The organism is Cerasicoccus frondis (assembly GCA_031296915.1).
Taxonomy (GTDB): domain Bacteria; phylum Verrucomicrobiota; class Verrucomicrobiia; order Opitutales; family Cerasicoccaceae; genus Cerasicoccus; species Cerasicoccus frondis.
On the sequence record JAVDPC010000032.1, the window covers coordinates 1 to 20,147 of the forward strand.

At 57.3% G+C, this 20,147-nt stretch carries 17 protein-coding genes; 3 read left to right on the forward strand and 14 right to left on the reverse strand.

Translation table 11 applies throughout. From position 1 onward, the window contains the following. Positions 1 to 86: 86 nt before the first annotated feature. The 3 genes from RBB63_RS19495 to RBB63_RS19505 are packed head-to-tail and all read right to left on the reverse strand — an operon-like array spanning position 87 to position 3,213. Entirely contained in the window at positions 87 to 914 is an 828-nt protein-coding gene (locus RBB63_RS19495) for a metal ABC transporter ATP-binding protein (protein ID WP_309386786.1), read from the reverse strand. Between the two features lie 39 nt (positions 915 to 953). Further along, a complete protein-coding gene (locus tag RBB63_RS19500) occupies positions 954 to 1,922 on the reverse strand; it encodes a metal ABC transporter solute-binding protein, Zn/Mn family (RefSeq protein ID WP_309386788.1) in 969 nt (322 codons plus the stop codon). Between the two features lie 4 nt (positions 1,923 to 1,926). Continuing rightward, entirely contained in the window at positions 1,927 to 3,213 is a 1,287-nt protein-coding gene (locus RBB63_RS19505) for a carbohydrate porin (RefSeq protein ID WP_309386789.1), read from the reverse strand. A gap of 169 nt (positions 3,214 to 3,382) precedes the next feature. On the opposite strand from RBB63_RS19505, the gene RBB63_RS19510 reads away from it, so the two are divergent. Then, positions 3,383 to 3,802, forward strand: coding sequence for an iron dependent repressor, metal binding and dimerization domain protein (locus tag RBB63_RS19510; RefSeq protein WP_309386790.1), 420 nt, complete (start codon positions 3,383 to 3,385; stop codon positions 3,800 to 3,802). A 4-nt stretch (positions 3,803 to 3,806) separates the two neighbouring features. Here RBB63_RS19510 and RBB63_RS19515 read toward each other — a convergent pair whose 3' ends face one another. Then, positions 3,807 to 4,979, reverse strand: a complete 1,173-nt coding sequence (locus tag RBB63_RS19515; RefSeq protein ID WP_309386791.1) for a hybrid sensor histidine kinase/response regulator — start codon at positions 4,977 to 4,979, stop codon at positions 3,807 to 3,809. 48 nt (positions 4,980 to 5,027) lie between these two features. Here RBB63_RS19515 and RBB63_RS19520 point away from each other — a divergent pair, with 48 nt between their 5' ends. Continuing rightward, positions 5,028 to 5,729 (forward strand): protein NO VEIN domain-containing protein, encoded by a 702-nt coding sequence (locus RBB63_RS19520; protein ID WP_309386792.1) that lies wholly within the window; start codon positions 5,028 to 5,030, stop codon positions 5,727 to 5,729. A 109-nt stretch (positions 5,730 to 5,838) separates the two neighbouring features. Here the strand turns inward: RBB63_RS19520 and RBB63_RS19525 are convergent, their stop codons facing one another. The 9 genes from RBB63_RS19525 to RBB63_RS19565 all read right to left on the reverse strand — a co-directional run bounded on the left by RBB63_RS19525 (position 5,839) and on the right by RBB63_RS19565 (position 17,262). Further along, positions 5,839 to 7,113, reverse strand: coding sequence for a type II secretion system F family protein (locus RBB63_RS19525; RefSeq protein WP_309386794.1), 1,275 nt, complete (start codon positions 7,111 to 7,113; stop codon positions 5,839 to 5,841). Between the two features lie 120 nt (positions 7,114 to 7,233). Further along, complete coding sequence (locus RBB63_RS19530; protein WP_309386795.1) at positions 7,234 to 8,928, reverse strand: GspE/PulE family protein; 1,695 nt, start codon at positions 8,926 to 8,928, stop codon at positions 7,234 to 7,236. A 29-nt stretch (positions 8,929 to 8,957) separates the two neighbouring features. Next, positions 8,958 to 10,034 carry a type IV pilus twitching motility protein PilT gene (locus RBB63_RS19535; protein ID WP_309386796.1) on the reverse strand — a complete coding sequence of 359 codons (1,077 nt, stop codon included), beginning with the start codon at positions 10,032 to 10,034 and terminating at the stop codon, positions 8,958 to 8,960. 113 nt (positions 10,035 to 10,147) lie between these two features. Then, entirely contained in the window at positions 10,148 to 11,881 is a 1,734-nt protein-coding gene (locus RBB63_RS19540; RefSeq protein WP_309386797.1) for a GspE/PulE family protein, read from the reverse strand. Between the two features lie 300 nt (positions 11,882 to 12,181). After that, positions 12,182 to 12,670 (reverse strand): NUDIX hydrolase, encoded by a 489-nt coding sequence (locus RBB63_RS19545; RefSeq protein WP_309386799.1) that lies wholly within the window; start codon positions 12,668 to 12,670, stop codon positions 12,182 to 12,184. After that, the gene (locus tag RBB63_RS19550) at positions 12,670 to 14,043 is read right to left on the reverse strand and encodes a hypothetical protein (protein WP_309386801.1); all 1,374 of its coding nucleotides are present in this window, start codon (positions 14,041 to 14,043) and stop codon (positions 12,670 to 12,672) included. The genes RBB63_RS19545 and RBB63_RS19550 overlap by 1 nt, the downstream gene beginning before the upstream one ends. Continuing rightward, complete coding sequence (locus tag RBB63_RS19555; protein ID WP_309386802.1) at positions 14,040 to 15,437, reverse strand: hypothetical protein; 1,398 nt, start codon at positions 15,435 to 15,437, stop codon at positions 14,040 to 14,042. The genes RBB63_RS19550 and RBB63_RS19555 overlap by 4 nt, the downstream gene beginning before the upstream one ends. Next, the gene (locus RBB63_RS19560) at positions 15,434 to 16,840 is read right to left on the reverse strand and encodes a hypothetical protein (RefSeq protein ID WP_309386804.1); all 1,407 of its coding nucleotides are present in this window, start codon (positions 16,838 to 16,840) and stop codon (positions 15,434 to 15,436) included. The genes RBB63_RS19555 and RBB63_RS19560 overlap by 4 nt, the downstream gene beginning before the upstream one ends. After that, positions 16,837 to 17,262: a hypothetical protein gene (locus RBB63_RS19565; RefSeq protein WP_309386805.1), complete on the reverse strand. Its 426-nt coding sequence runs from the start codon at positions 17,260 to 17,262 to the stop codon at positions 16,837 to 16,839. The genes RBB63_RS19560 and RBB63_RS19565 overlap by 4 nt, the downstream gene beginning before the upstream one ends. Positions 17,263 to 18,021: 759 nt before the next feature. On the opposite strand from RBB63_RS19565, the gene RBB63_RS19570 reads away from it, so the two are divergent. Beyond that, positions 18,022 to 18,753 (forward strand): CorA family divalent cation transporter, encoded by a 732-nt coding sequence (locus tag RBB63_RS19570; protein ID WP_309386807.1) that lies wholly within the window; start codon positions 18,022 to 18,024, stop codon positions 18,751 to 18,753. A gap of 43 nt (positions 18,754 to 18,796) precedes the next feature. Here RBB63_RS19570 and RBB63_RS19575 read toward each other — a convergent pair whose 3' ends face one another. Beyond that, on the reverse strand, positions 18,797 to 20,044 hold the full coding sequence (locus tag RBB63_RS19575; RefSeq protein ID WP_309386808.1) for a tagaturonate epimerase family protein: 1,248 nt from the start codon (positions 20,042 to 20,044) through the stop codon (positions 18,797 to 18,799). Positions 20,045 to 20,147 lie beyond the last annotated feature (103 nt).

Here is a 20,147-nt window from a genome sequence, read left to right on the forward strand (position 1 = left end):
GACGCTCAAGCCGCCTTGCTGGACACGAAAAATCACTGCGGCCTGATCGGCCAATCTAGATGAAAAGTGCTCTAGGGGGAGGGGGCTCATCCGCGCTTGATCTGGCTCAACGCGTGGCCTGCCTCGGCCAGCAGCGTCAGCTTGCCGCCGTAGGTGCGGTGGAGGTTTTCCGCAGTGAAGACTTCGGAGGTGGGGCCTGCGGCGACTACACGCATGTTGAGCAGGATGACGTAGTCAAAATATTGGGTGACGGTCGCCAGGTCGTGGTGCACGACGAGGGTGGTTTTGCCCTGGCCCTGCAGCTCCTTGAGCAGGGTGACGATGGCGCGTTCGGTGGCGGCGTCGACGGCGGCAAACGGCTCGTCCATGAAATACAGGGTCGCGTCCTGCGCGAGGGCCCGGGCGAGGAATACACGCTGCTGCTGCCCGCCCGAAAGTTGGTTGATCTGCCGGTCGGCCAAGTGGGAAACGCCTACGCGCTCGAGGGCGGCGCGGGCGATGTCTTTGTGCTTTTTGCGCACGGTTTTAAACCAGCCGATATCGCGGTAAAGGCCCATCGCGACGACATCCAGCGCGCTGACGGGGAAGTCCCAGTCCACGCTTTCACGCTGCGGCACATAGCCGACCACGCTCCGTTGGCGCTTGTAGGGCTGCCCGTAAATTTGAACCAGGCCGCTGGCTTTGGGCACGAGGTCGAGGCAGGCTTTGATGAGCGTGCTTTTGCCTGCGCCGTTGGGGCCGACTATGCCTACTAACTTGCCTTCGGGAATGTCGAGATCGACGTCCCACAGGACGGGTTTGCGGTGGTAGGCCACCGTGAGGTCGTGGATGGAGAGCGGCGCCCGTGGCGAATGGTCGTCCTCGCGCAGCGGGGGCGTATTCTTCGGCTTCTTATGAAAGATCAGGTCGGGCATGGTGATGACTCCTTAGTTTACAGCATTTTTCACTCCCATTCAATTGGGGGCGCTCAGTTTGCCATTCAGGCCTTTGGTCGGCGCCTCGCCGCCGAGGGCGTTGGCGATGATGGTGGAGTTGTGGTCGATCATGCCAATGTAGGTGCCTTCGTAAGTCCCCGCCGGGCCCATGGCGTCGGAATACAAGGAGCCGCCGATCTTGAGCGTGTGGCCTTTGGCCGCGGCGCCTTCGACGAGGGCGCGCACGTTTTTATCGCTGACCGAAGTTTCGACAAACACCGCTGGAATCTGGTTCTGCACGAGGAAATCGACCAACAGCTCTATGTCGCGCACTCCGGCTTCGGACTCCGTGCTAAGCCCCTGAATGCCCTTCACCTCGATGCCATAAGCGCGCCCCAGGTAGTTAAACGCATCGTGCGCGGTGACGAGGTAGCGCTGATTCTCAGGAATGCTCGCCAACGCTTCACGTGCGTAAGCGTCGAGTTGCTCAAGCTTGGCGATGTAAGCCGTAGCGTTTTTAGCGTAATAGGCGGCGTTTGCAGGATCGTATTCCGACAGACCTTTGGCGATGACTTTGGTGGCGGCAATCCAGCCTTGGACGTCCATCCACACGTGTGGGTCATAGTGTTCAGACTCATCGGAGAGAACGTAGCCATCGGACTCGGCAATATCCTCGGTGACGGCGTAGACTGGCTGGCCACGGCGCGCGAGCTTGGTCAACACGTCGGACATTTTGCCCTCCAGCATGAGGCCATTGTAAAAGACCACGTCCGCTCGCTTGAGGGCGATCAGGTCATTGCGGGTTGGTTTGTAGAGGTGAGGGTCGATCCCTTCGCCGATCAGGCCTTCGACCTCGGCTTTATCGCCCGCCACATTGCGCACGACATCGGTGATCATGCCGACGGTGGTCACGACTTTATACGGATACTGTTTTGGCGCCGCCGAGGCGGGGAGGGCGGTTAAGAGTGCGCCGATCACGGCGCAGGCGAAGAGAATCGATTTTTTCATAGTTTTAAAAGATGACTGAGCAGCGAGCGCCGACCACGAGGGCGTCGCGGTCGCTGTAATGCGGGTTGATGACATATTGCAGGTCGGGCTGGATGGAGAGCCACCCGGCGACAGCGACGGCGTAGGTCGCCTCGATGACGGTTTCCGTGCTGGTGACGGGGGTTCCCCCGGCGCGGGTGGCGCTCAGGTAATCGTCGCCAAACCAAGTGTGCGAGCAGGCGAGGCCGAATGCGTCGTCCTCAAAGCAGATACTTTGCAACGCAAAGCCAGCGTCGAAGTATGCGCCGACGGTAGCCAGGTTTTCGTCGGGCGTAACGCCGCCGCGGCAGAAAATTGACAGGCCAAATGCATTGACCGACGGGTCCATGATTTGGTGGTCAATCAACGCATACATGGCGCCCAGGCCGGACTCGGTTACACCGGTGTTGAAGTCGGTGAAATCGCTTGTTGCGTAGTAGCCGCCCAGCTTGAAGACGCCGTCGCCCAGCAGTTGGTAGTCGAGCGCTGCTTCGCCAAACCAAGCCCAGCCAGCGCTGCCGCCCGTGCGCCAGTCAAACCCGTGGTTGTTGGATTGGTTGGGGCCGGCGTCACCTGCGTAGATGGCCGTTTGGAAATGTGCGTTCTCGAGCGCCTCCACGCGGATCAAGGCGCCGGGCGCGGCGAGCGGGTAGATCGGCGCCGCGAGGTTGCCGGACTCCACCGGGAGCGGCCCGAAGGCTGAGTTGATGAACAACAAGGCGGTCTCGGAAACCATGAAATCGTCATCGACCGCGATTTGGCCAGCTTTGACGATTACCTGCTCATCGGCGAAGGATTGCTGCAGGAAAATATTGAAGATGTTGAAGTCGGTGTCGGTGTAGATGTTGCTCACCGCGTTGAAATCACCCACGTACGGCCCGCTTAAATCATTGCCGTGAAAATAAAACGCATTGATGAAAAACGCGCCGCCTTCCCAGCCAGCCAGCGTTTCCAAGTCGGCTTCCAGTCCGAAATCGAGCAACCCCTGCCAACTGGAGTCTGCGTCCACACCGCCATCGGCATTGGCTAGAAATTGGCCGGTGAACTCCGCATAAGGCGTGAGACCAGCGTCACCAAGCTCATCGCGAACGCCGAACCACGCGCCCGTTAGGCCATCCTGATTCAGAAAATCATTGTCCAGCAATTCGTTGCCGGTGCGCACTTCATCGTTCAGGTCTTCTGCGGGATCGATGGCCAAATTCGTTTCTCCCTCAGCCATGAGACTGAGAGGCAGTGCGAAGAGAAGGCCGTTGATGTGGTTTCGAATGCTCATTATGGACGCTGATGCAGCAGGTGGTTCGCCTTGGGATAAGGGCTGTTAATTTTAAAAGTCAGATTTGGATCGCTTCATTTATACTAATGTAGCCTGTGCTACATGATGCCTTGTAGCCTGTGCTACATGGTTGACTTGTCAATCGAATTTCTTTGAATTTCTTTCAGGCATGTCGGGAACCACGAAACATCAATCACCTGCGCGGCGTCACCAGCGGGTGCGCAAGCAGCATTCCAATGAATTGGCCCAGGACTATGCGGAGGCGATTCATGAGTTGGCGGAGGCGGGTCAAACGCCACGCGTCACAGACCTGCAGGAGATCTTCGGGGTGTCCCACGTATCGGTGGTGCGGGCGTTGCAGCGCTTCGAAAAGCGGGGGTTGCTGGATCGCTCAGGCGACGGCATTGAGCTCACTGCCGAGGGGCGGAAGATGGCGACTGAGGCGGCTGCGCGACACAATCTGGTGGTCGATTTTCTGCGCGCGCTGGGGGTTTCGGAGCCGCAGGCGCATGCGGATGCCGAGGGGCTGGAGCATCACATCAGCGATGAGACGCTGGCTGCCATGAAGCGCTTTATGAGCGAGCAATAGCGCGTTACTTCTCTGCCCCAAGCATGGCTTGGCGCAGGCTGCGCTGAAGCTGTTCGATACGGAACGGCTTGGGCACAATGTCCGTGATGGCGAGCCGGTCGACCAGTGGATGATCCTTCGTGTCGTCGAACGCCGTGATCAAAATAAACGGAATGTCCGGACGCAGTTTGCGAACGGCGGCGGCCAGCTCCAGGCCAGTCATTTCCGGCATGCGGGAATCGCTCAGGATGATGTCAAAATACTCCGGTCGGCGTTGAAAAATCTCGTATGCCTCGCGCCCGTGTGAGGCCACGGTTACACGGTAGCCAAGGGTGTGCAGGATGTCCACGCCAAGGCTGCGAATGGTCGGTTCGTCGTCGACGAGCAGGATGCAAATGCTGCGGGATTGGGAATTGTTGGCCAATTGCTCAATCGCTGGCGACGCGTTGGCCTCCTCAACTGCGTTGTCCGGCGCGAGCGGGAGCTGGATGTCAAACGCGGCGCCTGCATTGGCTTCGCTGCTGACTTGGATGGTCCCTTTGTGCGCGTCGATGACGCTTTTGACCACTGCGAGGCCCAGGCCACTGCCCATGCCGAAATGTTTCGTGGTGTAAAAGGGGTCGAAAATACGGTCCAACTTGTCCTGATCGATGCCATGGCCGTTGTCGGAAACACCAATGTGGGCCTGGCCGTCGGCTGTGTAGAGTTTGATCATCAACTCGCCGCGGTCCTGTTGGCCAAGGGCAGAAAGAGCGTTCGTGCAAAGGTTCATCACGGCCTGCGCCAGTTGGCTGGAGGCGCCGATGACGTAGACTGGCTCCTTGGTGACCTTGGTCTTGAGCTTGATGCTGGGCTGAATCGTCGAGCCGATGAGGTGGACGATTTCGTTGACTACTTTGGTCAGATCAAAGCAGGCTGTTGGCATCTGGTGCGTTCGGCTGAAGGCCTGTATCTGGCCGGTCAACTCAGTGATCAGCCGGGAGGCGAGGCGGATGTTGGCCAGCGATTTCTTCAGTTCGTTTTCGTTTTTGAGCGCACGCTCGGCCAACTGGGCGTTGCCCTGGATGCTGGTGACGAGGTTATTGATGTCGTGGGCGATGCCCCGCGCTAACTTCCCCAAAGTAATCGTTTGCTCCATGCTGTCGTCAACGTCTAGGGTAGGAGCTACGGGCTCGATGTCCTCGTTTGCATCTGGCATGCGTTCACCATTGATTAATCTTACCTTGTTTCAAGCATCATCTGCGTAATGGGACGGCGATTCACCCAACAATTTTCACTTTGTGGCGCTCTGTTTCTATCATCTGCCGCCGTGCTTGCAGTCGATGATGCCGGGGAATTACCCACTCCTGCTGAGCCGCCCATTCTGCTTGATCAACATGAGACGACTTATCCGCTTCCGGTGTTGATTGAACAAATATCGGGGTATCAAGTCATCCCGTGGAATGGGCAACTACAGGACTTGCTTCGTGACGCTGCGGAGTCAGTGCGAGCGGCGGCGCAGGCGCAGCCGGTGACATCGGGGCGCATTAACGAAGTGGGGCTTCGCGTGGAGCAGCTCTTGCGAACGGCGCTGGAGGCCGAGGGCTTTAACGTAGATACGCCGCGCACGCAGTCGGGGCGTCGTCAAAGCGCAGGCTACCCGGACCTCGTGGCGCGCAAGGATGGCCAAACATTCTATGTCGAAGTGAAGTGCTTCAGTGAGGGGACGACCAACTCCACGCAGCGAACCTTTTACCTGTCGCCTTCGGATGACCCGAAGATCCGCGAAGACGCGCATCATTTGCTCTTTGGTTTCCAGGTCAAGGAAGTCGCCGAAGGGCAGTACTCGGTGGAGTCCTACGAAGTGCTCGATCTTTTCGGTCTGGAGTGCGCGATGAAAGTCGAGTTCAACGCCAGTAACCGCGACCTTTACAACGGCGAGTTGACCATCCTCAAGTCAGGCGAATAACCAAGCCCTTGTCTCCGCCTTTGCATGGCAACGGTTGGATAAAGCGAAGCCCGGTCCTGAAGCGAACCGGGCTTGCGATGTAAACTGTCCTCGGGGCAACCGGAGTTGCTTAGGTGAGGTTTTGGATGATGGAGATAATCGGCAGGAAGAGCGCGATAACAATGGTGCCGACGATCACCGCGAGGAAGATAATCATGATCGGCTCGATGATGGAGGTGATCGAGTTCACGGCGTTGTCCACGTCTTCATCGTAGTTGTCCGCAATGCGGTTCAACATTTCGGCGAGTTCACCGGTTTCTTCACCGACGTCGATCATACTGGTGACCATCGTGGGGAAAATCTTCTGCTGCTCCAGCGGAGTGGCGAGGCTTTCACCGTCACGCACGCGGTCATGCACCTTGTTGAGCGCGGCGGCGATGCGGCTGTTGCCGATGACGTCACGCGTAATGTTCAAGGACTGCAGGATCGGCACGCCGGAAGAGAGCAGGGTCCCGAAGGTGCGGGTAAAGCGGGAGATCGCGGCTTTGCTCACCAGCTCGCCCACCTTGGGCGTGTTGAGCGCGAGCCAATCCTTGGCTTTTTGGCCGGGGCCAGTGCTGATCAGGAAGCGGAAGACAAAGAAGAGGACGACGAAGGCGGCAAATTTGATGAGACCGTCGACGAATCCAGTTGGCTTCACCAGGTTACCCGCATTGATGACGAATTCCGTCAACGCTGGCATGGACTTGCCCTTGAGCATCGTTTCGAAAATTTCCTGGAACTTCGGCACGATGAACATGAGCAGACCCATCACGATGATGAACGCGACCGAGATAATGACGATCGGGTAAATCATGGCGGACTTGATCTTCTTGCGGGTCTTCAAGTCCTTTTCCATGAACTTCGCCAAACGAGTCAGCACGACGTCGAGCACGCCGCCGGCCTCACCGGCTTTAATCATATTCACGAAGAGAGGTTTGAAAATCTTGGGATGCTGCGCGAGACCGTCCGAGAGGTTGTTACCGGAGCGGACGTTGTCGGCGATTTGCACGAGCACGTCTTTGAAGCGCGGGTTCTTCTCCTGGCGAATCATGACCTCAAGGCTTCGCAGAAGGGGGAGGCCGGCTTGGAGCAGGGTCGCCATCTGGCGCGTAAAGATGGTCAGGTCTTCCTGGTTGATGACGGCGCCGAATGCCATGCCGCCGCCCTTTTTGCCGCTGGACTTGGCGCTGCTCGTGGCGCCTCGGCGCGATTTCTTGGGCGAGTCAGCCTGCTGGGTGATGCTGCTGACCATCAGGCCCATGCCCGAAAGCTTGTTTTGAGCGTCGTCTTGCGATGCTGCGTCAATGGCGCCGGACTTCTGTTTGCCGGATGGATCGATTGCGGTGTAGCTGAATTTTGCCATGGGGTCTTAAGCGTGTGTCAGGTAAAGAGGTCGTTTAAATTGCGGTGCTGGTGGGTAAGAGACAATGCAAATGTGCGTTGAAAACGGGCGGAAATCATGATTTTCCGCGTTTTAGGCTCCCTAGGTATACTTTAACACTTCCTCGATGGTAGTTGCGCCGTCAAAAATTGCGCGCAAGCCGTCATCGCGCAAAGTGCGCATGCCTTGCTCCAGGGCTTTCTGTTTGAGCACGAGCGTCGGAGCTTTCTGGGTGATGAGGTCGCGAATGCTGTCGGAGATCATCATCATTTCGAAAAGTCCCTGGCGCCCGCGATAGCCGGTCTGGCTGCATTCGGCGCAGCCCTTACCGTAGTAGAATTGCTTGTCGGCGATTTCGAGCGGGTCGATGCCGAGGACGTCGATCAGCTCGGCGTCCGGCTCGTAAGCCGTGCGGCAAGTCGGGCAAATGCGGCGGACAAGACGTTGACCAAGCACGCCTTCGAGCGATGCGGAGATCAGGAAGGGCTCCAGGCCCATGTCGATCATACGGGTCACCGCGCCGGGGGCGTCATTGGTGTGGAGCGTGGAGAGCACCACGTGACCTGTGAGCGAGGCTTGCACCGCGATTTGCGCGGTTTCGAGGTCACGAATCTCCCCGACCATGATCTTGTCTGGGTCTTGACGCAGGAAGGAGCGCAGCGTGGCGGCGAAGTTCAGGCCCACCGCGTGGTTAATGGCCACCTGCATGATGCCGTCGATCTCGTATTCCACGGGGTCTTCGGCAGTCAAAATCTTGGTGTCGACCTTGTTTACCTCGCGCAGGGCGGAGTAAAGCGTGGTCGTCTTGCCGGAACCGGTTGGGCCGGTGACGATGAAAATGCCGTTCGGGCGGGCGACCAAGCCGCGGATCGACTGCATGATGTCGTCCGGCATGGAGAGGTTTTCCAAGTCCAGGTTGACCACGGACTTGTCCAGAACGCGGAGAACCACGGATTCGCCGAACTGCGTGGGCAAGGTCGATACGCGCAGGTCAACCGGGCGTCCGGCGATGGTCATTTTAATACGACCGTCCTGCGGGATGCGGCGCTCGGCGATGTTTAGGCTGGAGAGCACCTTGATGCGGGAAATGACCGGGATCGCCAGGTTGGAGGGCGGGGGGGCCATTTCATACAGCGCGCCGTCAATGCGGTAACGGATGCGGAACTGCGTTTCGAAGGGCTCAAAGTGGATGTCCGACGCCTTGTCACGAATTGCCTGCTGGAGCACGAGGTTTACGAAACGAATGATCGGCGTTTCGTTCGCCATGTTGGTCAGCTCGCTGGCGGAAATGTCGCCACTGGTGTCGATTTCGGCTTCAGAGGAGCGAATCTCGTCGAGCAGGTCGTCGATGGAGGAGTCTTCGCTGCCGTAGTGGTTGACAATGAGGTTGTCGAGGAAGTCCGGGTCGGTGACGACGAGGTTCACGTCCTTACCGAGCGAGAACGTGAGGTCGTCAATGATGCTGTTATTAAACGGGTCCTTGGCGAGCAGGTCGATCGAGTGGTCGTCCACACGCAGCGGCAGCACGGCGTACATGCGGGCGACGGATGGCTTGACGGACTCGACGATTTCTTGCTCGATGCGGTCGGGCGGCGTTTCGAGATACTCGTATTGCAGGTAGTCGGCCACGAGCTGAAGCAGCTCAGTGCGCTCGACGAGCTCGGAGTCGATGGCTTCCTCGGCCAGGGCCTTACCAGTATTGATGTGGGCCTGGTTCAGGTCGTCCAACTGGGCGCCGTCGATGAGATCGCTTTCCTGCAGGATCTCGTAAATGGTGTCGTTGTGGTCTTCAAACATGGGTGGGCAACAAAGCGGGCGATTATAAATTAACGGTGGCTGGCCGCCATGGCGGCGACTTTCTGGCGCATTTCATCGGGCAATTGAGATTTTTCGATGCAGGTTTCGCCCGTAATAAACCCGCGGTTGAAAAGGCTGAGCAAGTGGGCGTCCAGGGAGATCATTCCCAGATTGGCGCCCGTTTGAATGTCGGAATTGATGCGGTAGGTCTTGTTTTCGCGAATCAGCGCGGAAATTGAGTCCGTGGTCACCATGATTTCGTAGCTGGCGATGCGGCCGCCGCCGACTTTGCGGCAGAGCACCTGCGAAATAACGGATATGATGGACGACGCGAGCTGTGTGCGAATCTGGTCCTTCGTTTCGGCGGGGAAGGCGTCGACAATACGGTCAACCGTGCGCGCGGCCCCGGTGGTGTGCAGGGTGCCGAAGACGAGGTGGCCGGTTTCCGCCGCAGAAACAGCGGCTTCGATGGTTTCCAGGTCGCGCATTTCCCCAACGAGGATGATGTCCGGGTCTTGGCGAAGCGCGCCGCGGATGGCGTCGGCAAAACTGGGCACGTCCACGCCGACTTCACGCTGGGTGACGATGCAGCGCTTGTGGTCGTGGTAATACTCAATCGGGTCTTCAATGGTGATGATGTGCCCGTCGAGGTTCTCGTTGATCCAGTTGATCATCGAGGCGAGGGTGGTGGACTTACCGGAGCCGGTCGGGCCGGTGACCAAGATGAGTCCGCGCGGGCGGGTGAGCAAGTCCTTCACTTTATCGGGCAGGCCGATTTCGCGCAGACCGAACAGTTTGTTCGGGATTTGGCGAAGCACCATGCCGTAGTTGCCCTTGGCTTTGAGGACGGACACGCGGAAGCGCGCTTTGTCCATGAACGCAAAACCGAAGTCTGCGCCGCCAACGGTTTTCAGCTTCTGCTGGTGGGCGTCGGAGGTGATCGCCTCCATGAGCTCCTCGGTGTCCTGTGGCTCCAGATCGGGCCCATCGACGGGAACCATGGAGCCGCCAGTGCGCAGCGTGGGCGGCTGCCCCACCTGAATATGAAGATCTGATGCGCCTTCGTCGCACATCAGAGTGAGCAATTCGTTCATTTCATAGCTCATGGCGTCCTTTGGTTAAATTCAAAATGTTAAATTCAAAATGCCAAAAGGTCTCATGCAGCGAATCTTGCGCCTGTTTGTTTTTTTGAATTTGGCATTTAGAATTTTGCATTTCTTTAGCTCATGTCGCCCACGGTGACGTGGAGAACTTCCTCGATGGTGGTCATGCCGGCGGCGACCTTGCGGAAACCGTCTTCGCGCATGGAGCGCATCCCGGCCTCGCGCGCCTTGGTGCGCAGCTCGACGAGGTTGCGGCCTTCGTAAATCATTTGCTGCACTTCCTCGGTGACGACGAAGAACTCGAAAATGCCCATACGGCCTTTGCAGCCGGTGTTGTTGCACTTGTTGCAACCTTCCCCGTGGAAGAACTCAATCTCGCTGAGCTGCTGTTCGGGGATGCCCATGGCGTTGACCTCGTGGACTTCCGGCAGATACGGCTTCTTGCAATTCAGGCAAATGCGGCGCACCAGACGTTGAGCCAGAGCGCCTCGGAGCGCGGCGGAAATCAGGAACGGCTTCACGCCGATGTTCTGCAAACGAGTGACCGCGCTCGGCGCGTCGTTGGTGTGCAGCGTGGAGAACACCATGTGACCGGTCAGCGACGCGTTGATCGCGATTTCCGCCGTTTCCAAGTCTCGAATTTCCCCCACCATGATGATGTTGGGCGCTTGGCGAAGCATCGAGCGGAGCGCCGCAGCGAAGGTCATGCCGACGTCTTTGCGAACCTGCACCTGGTTGATGCCCGTCATCTGATACTCGACCGGGTCTTCAACGGTGATGATCTTGCGGTCCGGGTGGTTGACGTAATTCAGCGCGGAGTAAAGCGTGGTGGACTTACCGGAACCGGTCGGACCAGTGACGAGGAACACGCCGTCCGGCATCGCGATGATGCGCTCGAAGTTCGCTTGGTCGTCTGAGAAGAAGCCCAATTGCGGAAGGCCGAGGTTCAGGCCTTCCTTGTCGAGAATACGCATGACGACTGATTCGCCATAGACCGTGGGCAAAACCGATACGCGCAGGTCGATCTCCTTGCCCGAGGCGCGCATTTGAATACGGCCGTCCTGCGGGACGCGTTTTTCGGCGATGGACACGTTGGCCATCAGCTTGATGCGGGAGATAATGGCGGGCTGCAGGCGCTTGGGCGGGTTTTCCACCTCCACGAGGCGACCGTCAATGCGGTAGCGGACGCGGAAACGCTTTTCCAGCGGCTCCATGTGGATGTCCGACCCGCGGCGCTTAATCGCCTCGGTGATGATCATGTGCACGTAGCGAATGATCGGCGCGGCTTCTTCGTCGGTGTTGTCTTCGTCGCCTGTGGGCAGCTCGACATTTACGTCGTCTTCGCCGAGCACCTCTTTATAGAGGCCGTCCATGCCCTCCAGGCCGGAGGCTTCGGGCGAATCGTAGTAATTCTCGATTGCCTTGGCAATTTGCTCGGGGGTCGTCAGGCGCGTGTTCACGCTCATCTTCAGCACGTGGCTGAGCGAGTCGATCGAGTCGACGTCGAGCGGATCGCACGTGGCGAGCTCCAGGGTGTTGCCATCGACCTCAATGGGGAACACGTGGTAACGCGCGGCCATGTCGCGCTTCACCAGTTCCAGCGCCTCGTGGGAGACGCGGATGTCGTTCAGGTCGATGGTCTCCATGTTGAATTCCTCGGCGAGGGCTTCAACAATTTGTTGATGAGAGCAGGCGCCACTGGCCACGATCATCTCGATGGCCTCGCCATCAAGGTTTTCGGGTGGCTCTTCTTGGGCGCCGGCTTCTGCCAACGCCTGGTCGACGGTGTCCGCGTCCACTAGGCCGCGGTCCTGCATGAGTTGGAGAACAAAATCGTCAGCGGATGTCACAAGCTAAATGAGATTAAAGTCGTTGAAAAGTTGGGCAAGCCCCGAAGTTTCGCCTTTCCGGGCGTGGTGTAAAGGAGGAAATGCCCAGAAGTCCTTATCACTTGGCGATTTCTAGCTCACCGGGGGAATTTTAGACAGGCCTCCACCCTAGATTTAAGCAGTGATCAGCACTATAAATGTTCGTAGTGTGAGTAGGGTGGGTAAAGTGAGTAGTGTTAGTAAAGTTTGAGCTGACGCCACCATCACCAACGCTTTGCCTTAACTTTACTCACTTTACCAACATTACCGACACTGCCACAATTATTTCAAAACCGCCGCCAGGCGCTCTAGAAAAGGCCATTGCGACTCCTTCAGCAGGCGCTTCGCTTCGGGGAGGGGAACCATTTCAGCGCGGTCGACTTCCGGAATCTGCACCAGTTTGCCGGATTTCGGCGGCCATTCGATGGCAAAAGTGTTGCTGACGGGCGTCCGACCGTCCTCCCAATGGCCGCGAAACGCCCAGGCATGGACCACCTTGCCGCCTTTTTGCGTAATCGTGTCCAACGGCCAGAAAATCACCTTCGGATCGAGTTTGGCGGGCGGCTTGAGGCCGATTTCCTCCTCAAATTCCCGCCGTGCGACTTCGAGCAGGTCGGTTTCATCTTTTTCCGGCTCCCCCTTGGGGATCGACCAATACCCCGCATCCTTTTTTGCAAAATACGGTCCGCCCGGGTGCGCCACGAGCACGCGCAGCTCGTCCCCCGAGTCGTCATACATGAGCAGTCCAGCAGAAATACGTTTTTTTGCCATTACTCCGCACGTTCAAACGTCCGCGGCTCCAGGTCAAAGCGAATGTGAAACGTCGGCTCGTTCTTGTCCACGTGGGCAATTTCATCATCGATATGCGCGTCTTCGTAGTCCGGGTGCGCATAATCGAATGAGGAAAGATACGCGTTGCCGCCGTCGTCCACGCCATCGATGCCCACTGCATAGACAATGCCGCGCTCGGCGTTGTAGCGCAGTGGCTGGCCGTCATACGGGTCGAGTGGGATATTAAGAATGATGTCCGGCGTCAGCGCATCGAGCGTCGGTGGCAGCGAGCCATGCTCCAACTGATAAAGCCGCAACGCGAACAGCAGGTAGATATAGGCGCTGTAGGCGTCTTGCTGCGCCAAGCTCTGAGTTACGCGGTCGGTCGCTGGAATGAGGAGCAGGGGGAGCATCTCGCCAACTACGTTGCCGCGCAGAATTGACCGGAACAAAGAGGGCTTCTGGGGATTTACCGTTTTCCGATCTGCAAAGGGCTTGTTTTGGTCATCCAGCATACCTGAATAAAGCTGATAAAAACTGTTGCGCGTTTTGTTTGGCTTGCAGACGAGCTTGATCAGTTGGGGCGGGATTCTACCCAGGTTGTCATCGAGCATGCCGAGCCCTTCAGGTTCCTCTTGTATTAGGCTGAGGGTGTTGAGCGCAAAATGAAATTCCCACTTGATGGCGGTAGCCAGCTCATCGCTGAGCACGTTGCGGAGCGGGTACGTCTTGATGGCGTCCCGGAGCGCCTGTTCAGATAGATCGTAGTGGCTGATCAAATACAGCATCTCGTGATTGGAAATGCCGATGCACGCCGTGGCGGTTAGAAGATGAACGAGGCCCCCGCCGCCTTGGGCAAAGCGGGTCAATTGTTCGTCCAGATTCAGCAGGCGGGCCAACGCGGCGTCTGGATCTCCGTCGATAGCGAGCAGCCGGGCCTCCATCGTGCGCACCTTGGTGTAGTCTTGCAGATCGCCCACGCTGGGAATGATCGTATCTACGTTGGGTTCATCATCGACGTAAAATTGCTCCAGCGTAAAGGCTTCATCCACGGCGCGGATATTCTCCAAATTGGCGGCTACGATCTCGCGTATCTCCTGAATGTTCAGGGTTTCCATTGGCGCAGCAAACGGAGAGTAGTCATAGTATTCGTCACTATAATAGTCATCCAGCACGCCCAGATCGAACTCCAGCGAGTCGCCGATTTCCTGCAGCCGCGTATACCCGTTGATGGACGCATCCTTGGGGCCGATTTCGATGTCCATGCTGGAGTAGTCCAGCGGCTCATCGTCATGGGTCGCCCAGATGACGAAGCCCGCAATGAACATGAGGAAGCACAGCCCGAAGGCGATCAGGTAGGGGCGGAATTTCATGGTTGTTGTTCTTCTTCGTCGGCTGCGGAGAAGTCGCGCGGCTCCAGATCAAAGCGAATATGAAATGTGGGCTCGTCTTTGTCATCTGCTTCAGCTATTTGCTGATTGTCGACGGCGTTTTCGTAATCGGGATGATTGTAATCCAGTCTGGAGAGGTATCCGCTGCCACCACTGTCCACGGTATCCTCGCCGACTGAGTAAATGATTGCACGCTGGGCGTCGTAGCGCAGCGGTTGCTCGTCGAAAGGATCGATCGGCACAGCGTCGATGTACTCCGGGGCGAGTGCTTCCAGTGTGAGTGGCAGCACGCCGTGATCCATTTGGTAGAGTCGCATCGCGAGCATCAGGTAAACAGTGTCGGACTCGATGTCGCCACGTAACGCTCGCTCGCAGGGGCCGCCGTATGCTGGGAAGAGTAAGGTAGCGGACATTTCGCCGACTGGGTTGCCTGCTAACACCATTTGGTAGATCGGGCGTCTTTGGGGATATATGTCGATTCGCTTCGAGTAGGGGAGCGCTGCATTTTCAAGTATTTTACTGATGTGACCGAAGAGCAAATTACGCGTTGTATGTGGCTTATAAGCGAAGGTTAACAGGCCTCCTGGTATGTATTCCAATTCATCTATCCAGCGCTTAATTTCTTGTGGTTTTTCTTTGATGAGCTCAAGCGCGCTGCATGCTAATTGGAATTCCCACTTGATGCTGTTTTCGTAGTTTTTGATTAATTGTCCTCTTAGAGGATAGTTTTGCAGCGCATAGTGCAAGGCGGCTTTGGAAGGCTCGCTGTGGGCTAGGAGGTAGGTTAGCTCTTCATTGGTGATCTTGGCAGAAGCAATGCATATGTATAGATGTAGTAGACCGCCGCCGGAATCAGATAGGCGACTGATTTCTTTGTCCAATTGAAGGATGATCTCCAGTGCTTGGTCTGGCTCTTCACTGATCACCAGCAGTCGCGCCATGATACAGCTGACCTTAATGTAACGCAAAAACTCGGCTGGGCCATAGATCTGAAATTCGGGGGTCGGCATTTCGTCGATTTGAAATTGGGCGCGTGAGAATGCGTTGCTGATAGGCGCCATCTTGTCGGCGTTCACATCGACCAGCGCTTGCATCTGTGCTTGGGTGAGAAAACTCGTAGTAGCGGCAAATGGCGAAGGGTCGGGATATTCTCCGTTTAGCGAACGGGATTCCAGAATATCCAGATCGAACTCCAGTGAGTCGCCGATTTCCTGCAACTGCGTATACCCGTTGATGGACGCATCCTTGGGGCCGATTTCGATGTCCATGCTGGAGTAGTCCAGCGGCTCATCGTCATGGGTCGCCCAGATGGCGAAGCCCGCAATGAACATCAGGAAGCAGAGCCCGAAGGCGATCAGGTAGGGGCGGAATTTCATGGTTGTTGTTCTTCTTCGTCGGCGGAGAAGTCGCGCGGCTCCAGATCAAAGCGAATATGAAATGTGGGTTCGTATTTATCCTGCTCGGCAATGTAGTCGTCGTTGAACTCCAGCTCGAAATCCGGTTCCGTGTAATCCAGGCGCGAAATCGACTCGCTGCCACCCATGTCTTCGTTGTCCATGCCGATCGAGTAGAGGATGGCGCGCTCGGCATTGTAGCGTAGCGGTTGCCAGTCGTAAGGGTCACGAGGCGCGGCTTCGATGTAGTCCGGAGCCAGGGCCTCGAGCGTCGACGGCAGGGCGTCGTGCTCCAATTTGTAAAGTCGCAGGGCGAGCATCAGGTAGGTTGCCTCGCTGTGGAAATCGCCCAGGGCTGCTTTTTCAAAAACCTTCGCGTAAGCGGGAACCAGGATCGCCTGCAGCAGCGTGCCCACGGCGTTACCGCTCACGAGCATTTGCAGGAAGCCCTTATTATGCTCGCGTTCGATTTTGTCCGCCCAATCGAAATGGCGTTGATTGGCGGGGAGGGCTAGTTGCTCAATGGCGTCCGCGTAGTTGGTGTAAAGCTCGTTCTTGGTGCGGTTGGGCTTAAAAACAAACGGGTTGGGCTTGTTCTTTTTCAACCAGGGAAAGGTCGAGTCGCTCCCTTCCTCCTCTGCCAGTTCACCGAGGTGGTCGATGCAATAAACGCAGAATTGAAACTCCAGCTTAATGCAGGTCGCCAGGTTTTGCTCCATGGCGCCGCGTAGCGCATAGCCAACGAGCGCTTGGCGCAGGGCGTCAGCCGAGAGCGGGTAGTGCGCCACAAGGTAGTCGATTTCGTCGTTGCACATATCGGCGGCGGCGAGTGCGGTGAGGATGATGATCAAGCCGCCTTGGGAGTCGGCAAAACGCTGAATTTGCTGGGACAGCGTAATGAGCCGCGCCAGTGCGGCGTCCGGCTCTCCCTCTCGCGCGAGCAGCCGCGCATGGAAAACCTGGTTGCGGGCAAACGCCTGGAATTGGCCGATCTCCGGAACTAGCGTATTCGGCGTGGCGTCCTGGTCGAATTGGAAGACCTCCATCGCTAGCGCGTCTTCAATTTGGGCAATGTTGCCGGAGTGGGCGTTGATGATCGCTCGCAGCTCATCGGTGGTCAACGGATGGGCCTCGGGGTAAAACGGGCTCATCGCGAGGCCCTCTTCGTCATGTCGACCAAAGTCCCATTGCATGCCGTCTGTGACTGCGCGCAACTTGCTATAGCCGTTGATCTCGGAATCGCGCGGCCCGAGCTCGACATCGAGGCTGCTGTAGTCAAGCGGTTCGTCATCGATTTGTAGCTTCACATAGCCGTAATAGCCAATGCCAGCAAGCGTGACGAAGAGGACGATGCCCAGGGCAATCAGGAAATGGCTTGGTCTCATGGTGCAGGGGGCAGGGCTAGCTTCGTCGGGCGCAGCACGAGGACGAGTTGCGCAATCAGGATCGCCACGATGGCAGCCGCTTTGATCGGGTTGGGGGTAAAGGTTTTTGGCTCAGTATGCGAAAGAAAGCAGATGACGGAGTAATAGCCAATCAAGCTCCCAAATGCAATTTTCGTCAGTTGGTGACGCCTGGTCAGGCGATATGGCGTCAGCAGCATAGCGCCGAGGGCTGAGATGACGCATAGTCTCAGCCAAAAAGCGAAGGAATCATCAGCGCTCGATGGGGCGGAGGCCATGAGCGGGTGCAGATACGTTAAAATATAGACCGCAGCGACCAGTAACAGCGCCCCCATGACGAAGCCCAGGGCGCGGGTTAGGTGGCGCACTTTGAGCTCTGTAATTGTGATGGGAAAGGTGTTCATCGGGCGAGTCGCTGCTTGGATTTTGTATCGATGCCTCCGATATCGTGTCAAGCTTGGTGAGGCCGTGGTTTGGTCGCTCAGGCTCATTCGGCGATTGCCTAAATCTCCAATGGCGACTCCTAACTCCTTGATTCCCAACGCGAGTTAATAGTCAGAGCTACTCACTAATAAAATGCTCGGGCGTTCACTTTTTGTTTGGCGGTTGGCGCTTTTGGGTTAGTATTCAATTTGTCACTAAAACCCTGTCGATTTTTTAAACCAATCCAACGCCATGAATCCCTCTCCCCATCCATCAGACGCCCCGCCATAGCACGCGGGTAGTCCAGTCTCTGCGCTGCGAACGCGTTCGTTTGCGGTGTGGTTTTGGAATCGTTGAACGGGCTCATTCGCCAAGCTGCTGGGTGTAAAACAGCGGCTCGGCGACGCCCGGAGATTTTAATGCGGCCATTGGGCTGCCCAAAGCCGCCCGTGATTATGCCAGCTCGCTGCTTTGCCGCAGAGACGTTTAGGCGCCCGACACAACGGGGCGCCGGTTGCCGATGGCTGCTCCGCCACGCATTGCTTGCGTGAATTTGGAACCGTTGTCGAAGGCCTCCCTCCTACGTCCAGTGTGGCGATTGGGCGGGGTTGTTGTTCTTTGAAATTCGGATGCAGGCAAGTTTTGCCCCCCCCCCCCCCCCCGGCCCCTGCTGAGGCGCGTATTGAAATAGGCGAAACGAATCTTTAATTTTTAATTGGTTCACTTTAATCTCCCGTCCCATGATTACCCGCACCCAGTTCAAGTGGCAATTGCCGCCCGCCATCGAGGCCCGTTTGGGTGACGCCACCTATGGCCGCCAACGAACGATCTTTGAGGACGGGCATTTGCTCATCATCCTCCATGAGCCCCCGGGTCCGGATGACGTCAACCGCACGCACAAGGTGTTCTGGCGCAAGCCCGATGGAGGCATTCTTTGCAATGGTCACGACAATGGCGAGCGTCAGCTCAAGGCGTTCTTTGACGAATATGACAAGAAGTTGAAGGCGCTGGAAACCATCTACGACGAAGCCAAGGACGCGGAAGATTACTTCAAGCTAATCGAGGAACTGCTCCCCCTCCAGCGTGCGACGACCAATACCTACAACACGCTGCAAGCCGCGCGTGAACAGGTGCGGGATGATCGCTTCATCCTCGAAATGCGCGACCGCGCCTACACGGTCAGCCGGAATTTCGAGCTGCTGCTGGGTGACGCCAAGATGGCGATGGACTTCCGCATTGCGCGCAAGGCCGAAGAGCAGGTCGCTCAGGCCAACATGGCCGTCGAGGCGCAGCACCGGCTGAATATTTTGGCCGCCGTGTTCTTCCCGTTAACCGCGATTGCGACGATCTTTGGCATGAATCTGGTCCACGGTTTCGAGGGTGAATCGCCACTGGTGTTCTGGGTGGTGTTCATCGTGGGCTTGGTCACTGGTCTGGTGCTCAAGAGCTGGGTCGTTAGTCAGAAAAAGTAGGGCCAGAGATCGACCCTACTTTGCGGTGCAAAGTAACCGCAGCTTACCCCGCGTTGAGCAGTGACAGGTGCTTGCCCAGGTGTTGCTCCAGCAGTTCGGCGTGGAGGTCGGCGTTGCCTTCGAGTGACTCAAGAATGCCCTCTTTGAAGCTGCGGCCATCGGCGGCTTTGCCCCTGGTCAGCACGGAGCCAAACGTGACGTGCAGCAGTTGGCGGCCAAAGTCTTCGTCGAGGTATTTAACCTCATCGGCTTCAATGGCCCCGAGCCCGGCGACCCAGTCGTCCGTTACTGAAATGTGGTAGCTGGCCTTGTCTTCCGGAAAGCGTCCAGCGCTGTAGGCGATGATTTCCCGGAAGAGGGCAGGGCTCTGGCGGCACACGACGCGAAGCGCTTCCAGGTAGCTCGTGCCTGCGGTTTTCACGTGTAGGAGGTCGCCGCAAATACGGCCGATGCTCGGGTAGATTGAAAACTTGTCCGAGCCGCTGTGAATGGAGATTTTGTAAGGGCCCATTGCCTTGGCGATGGCCACGTGGTCTTCCAGCGCGGCTTCGAACGCCGCGATGTCGCCCTTGTAGTCGACGCCCTTTTCGAACTGCCCAATGAAGCGGGGAGCCAGGCTGACCACGGTCACGCCACGACGACGCAATTCCAGTGCAAAGAACAGGTGCTCGAGGTGCGAGGTTGGCGCATCGGTTTCGTCGACGGAGACTTCGATTTCGTAAAGCTTCTTCGGGTTGTGTTTGGCGATGAAGCCCGCCATGACGCCACAGTGTTCGACGGCGCGCGCATACTTCACGGCCGCTCGGTAAAGGGATTCCTGGTCGAACTTCAGCGCGCGCGAACCAATGTCCCACGCGCCTTTGAGGTAAGCCTCCTCCCAGTTTGCATCGTCGAAAACGCTGTCATTCACCAGCTTGGCGACGCCTGCCTTCAGCGCTGTTTCGTCCATCGTGTCGGCTTCGTTGACAACGAATTCGCTTGGGTCGATCGTGAAAAAGCAGAAGCCGGCTTCGGCGGTCCATTGCACGTCGGCTTCGGTTTTCAGGTGGTCGGCGTCAGCGCCCCAGGGCAGTGAGTAATCGGCAGCGGCGACGGCTTCCTGCGCCGCCCGCATGACCTGCTCGGGCGTGCGATTGGTGCGCGTCATCTCGCGGATGGATTGCTGTGAAAGGATGCCCGCGAAGTCGCTTTTTTGCAGGGCTGCAATGTGGCCCGGCCCGGCTAGGCCAAGGCGGTCGCCAAAGCCGAAAGATTTCTTGAGTCCAAGGGTGACGGGGGTTTCATTGGTCATGGTTTAGGGCGAAGAGGTTGATTTTTTTTGTAGTTGACGTTTCACCCTACACGTGTTGGATTGGCGCGTATTGTCAAGGTGATTCTGGCATAATTGCCAGATT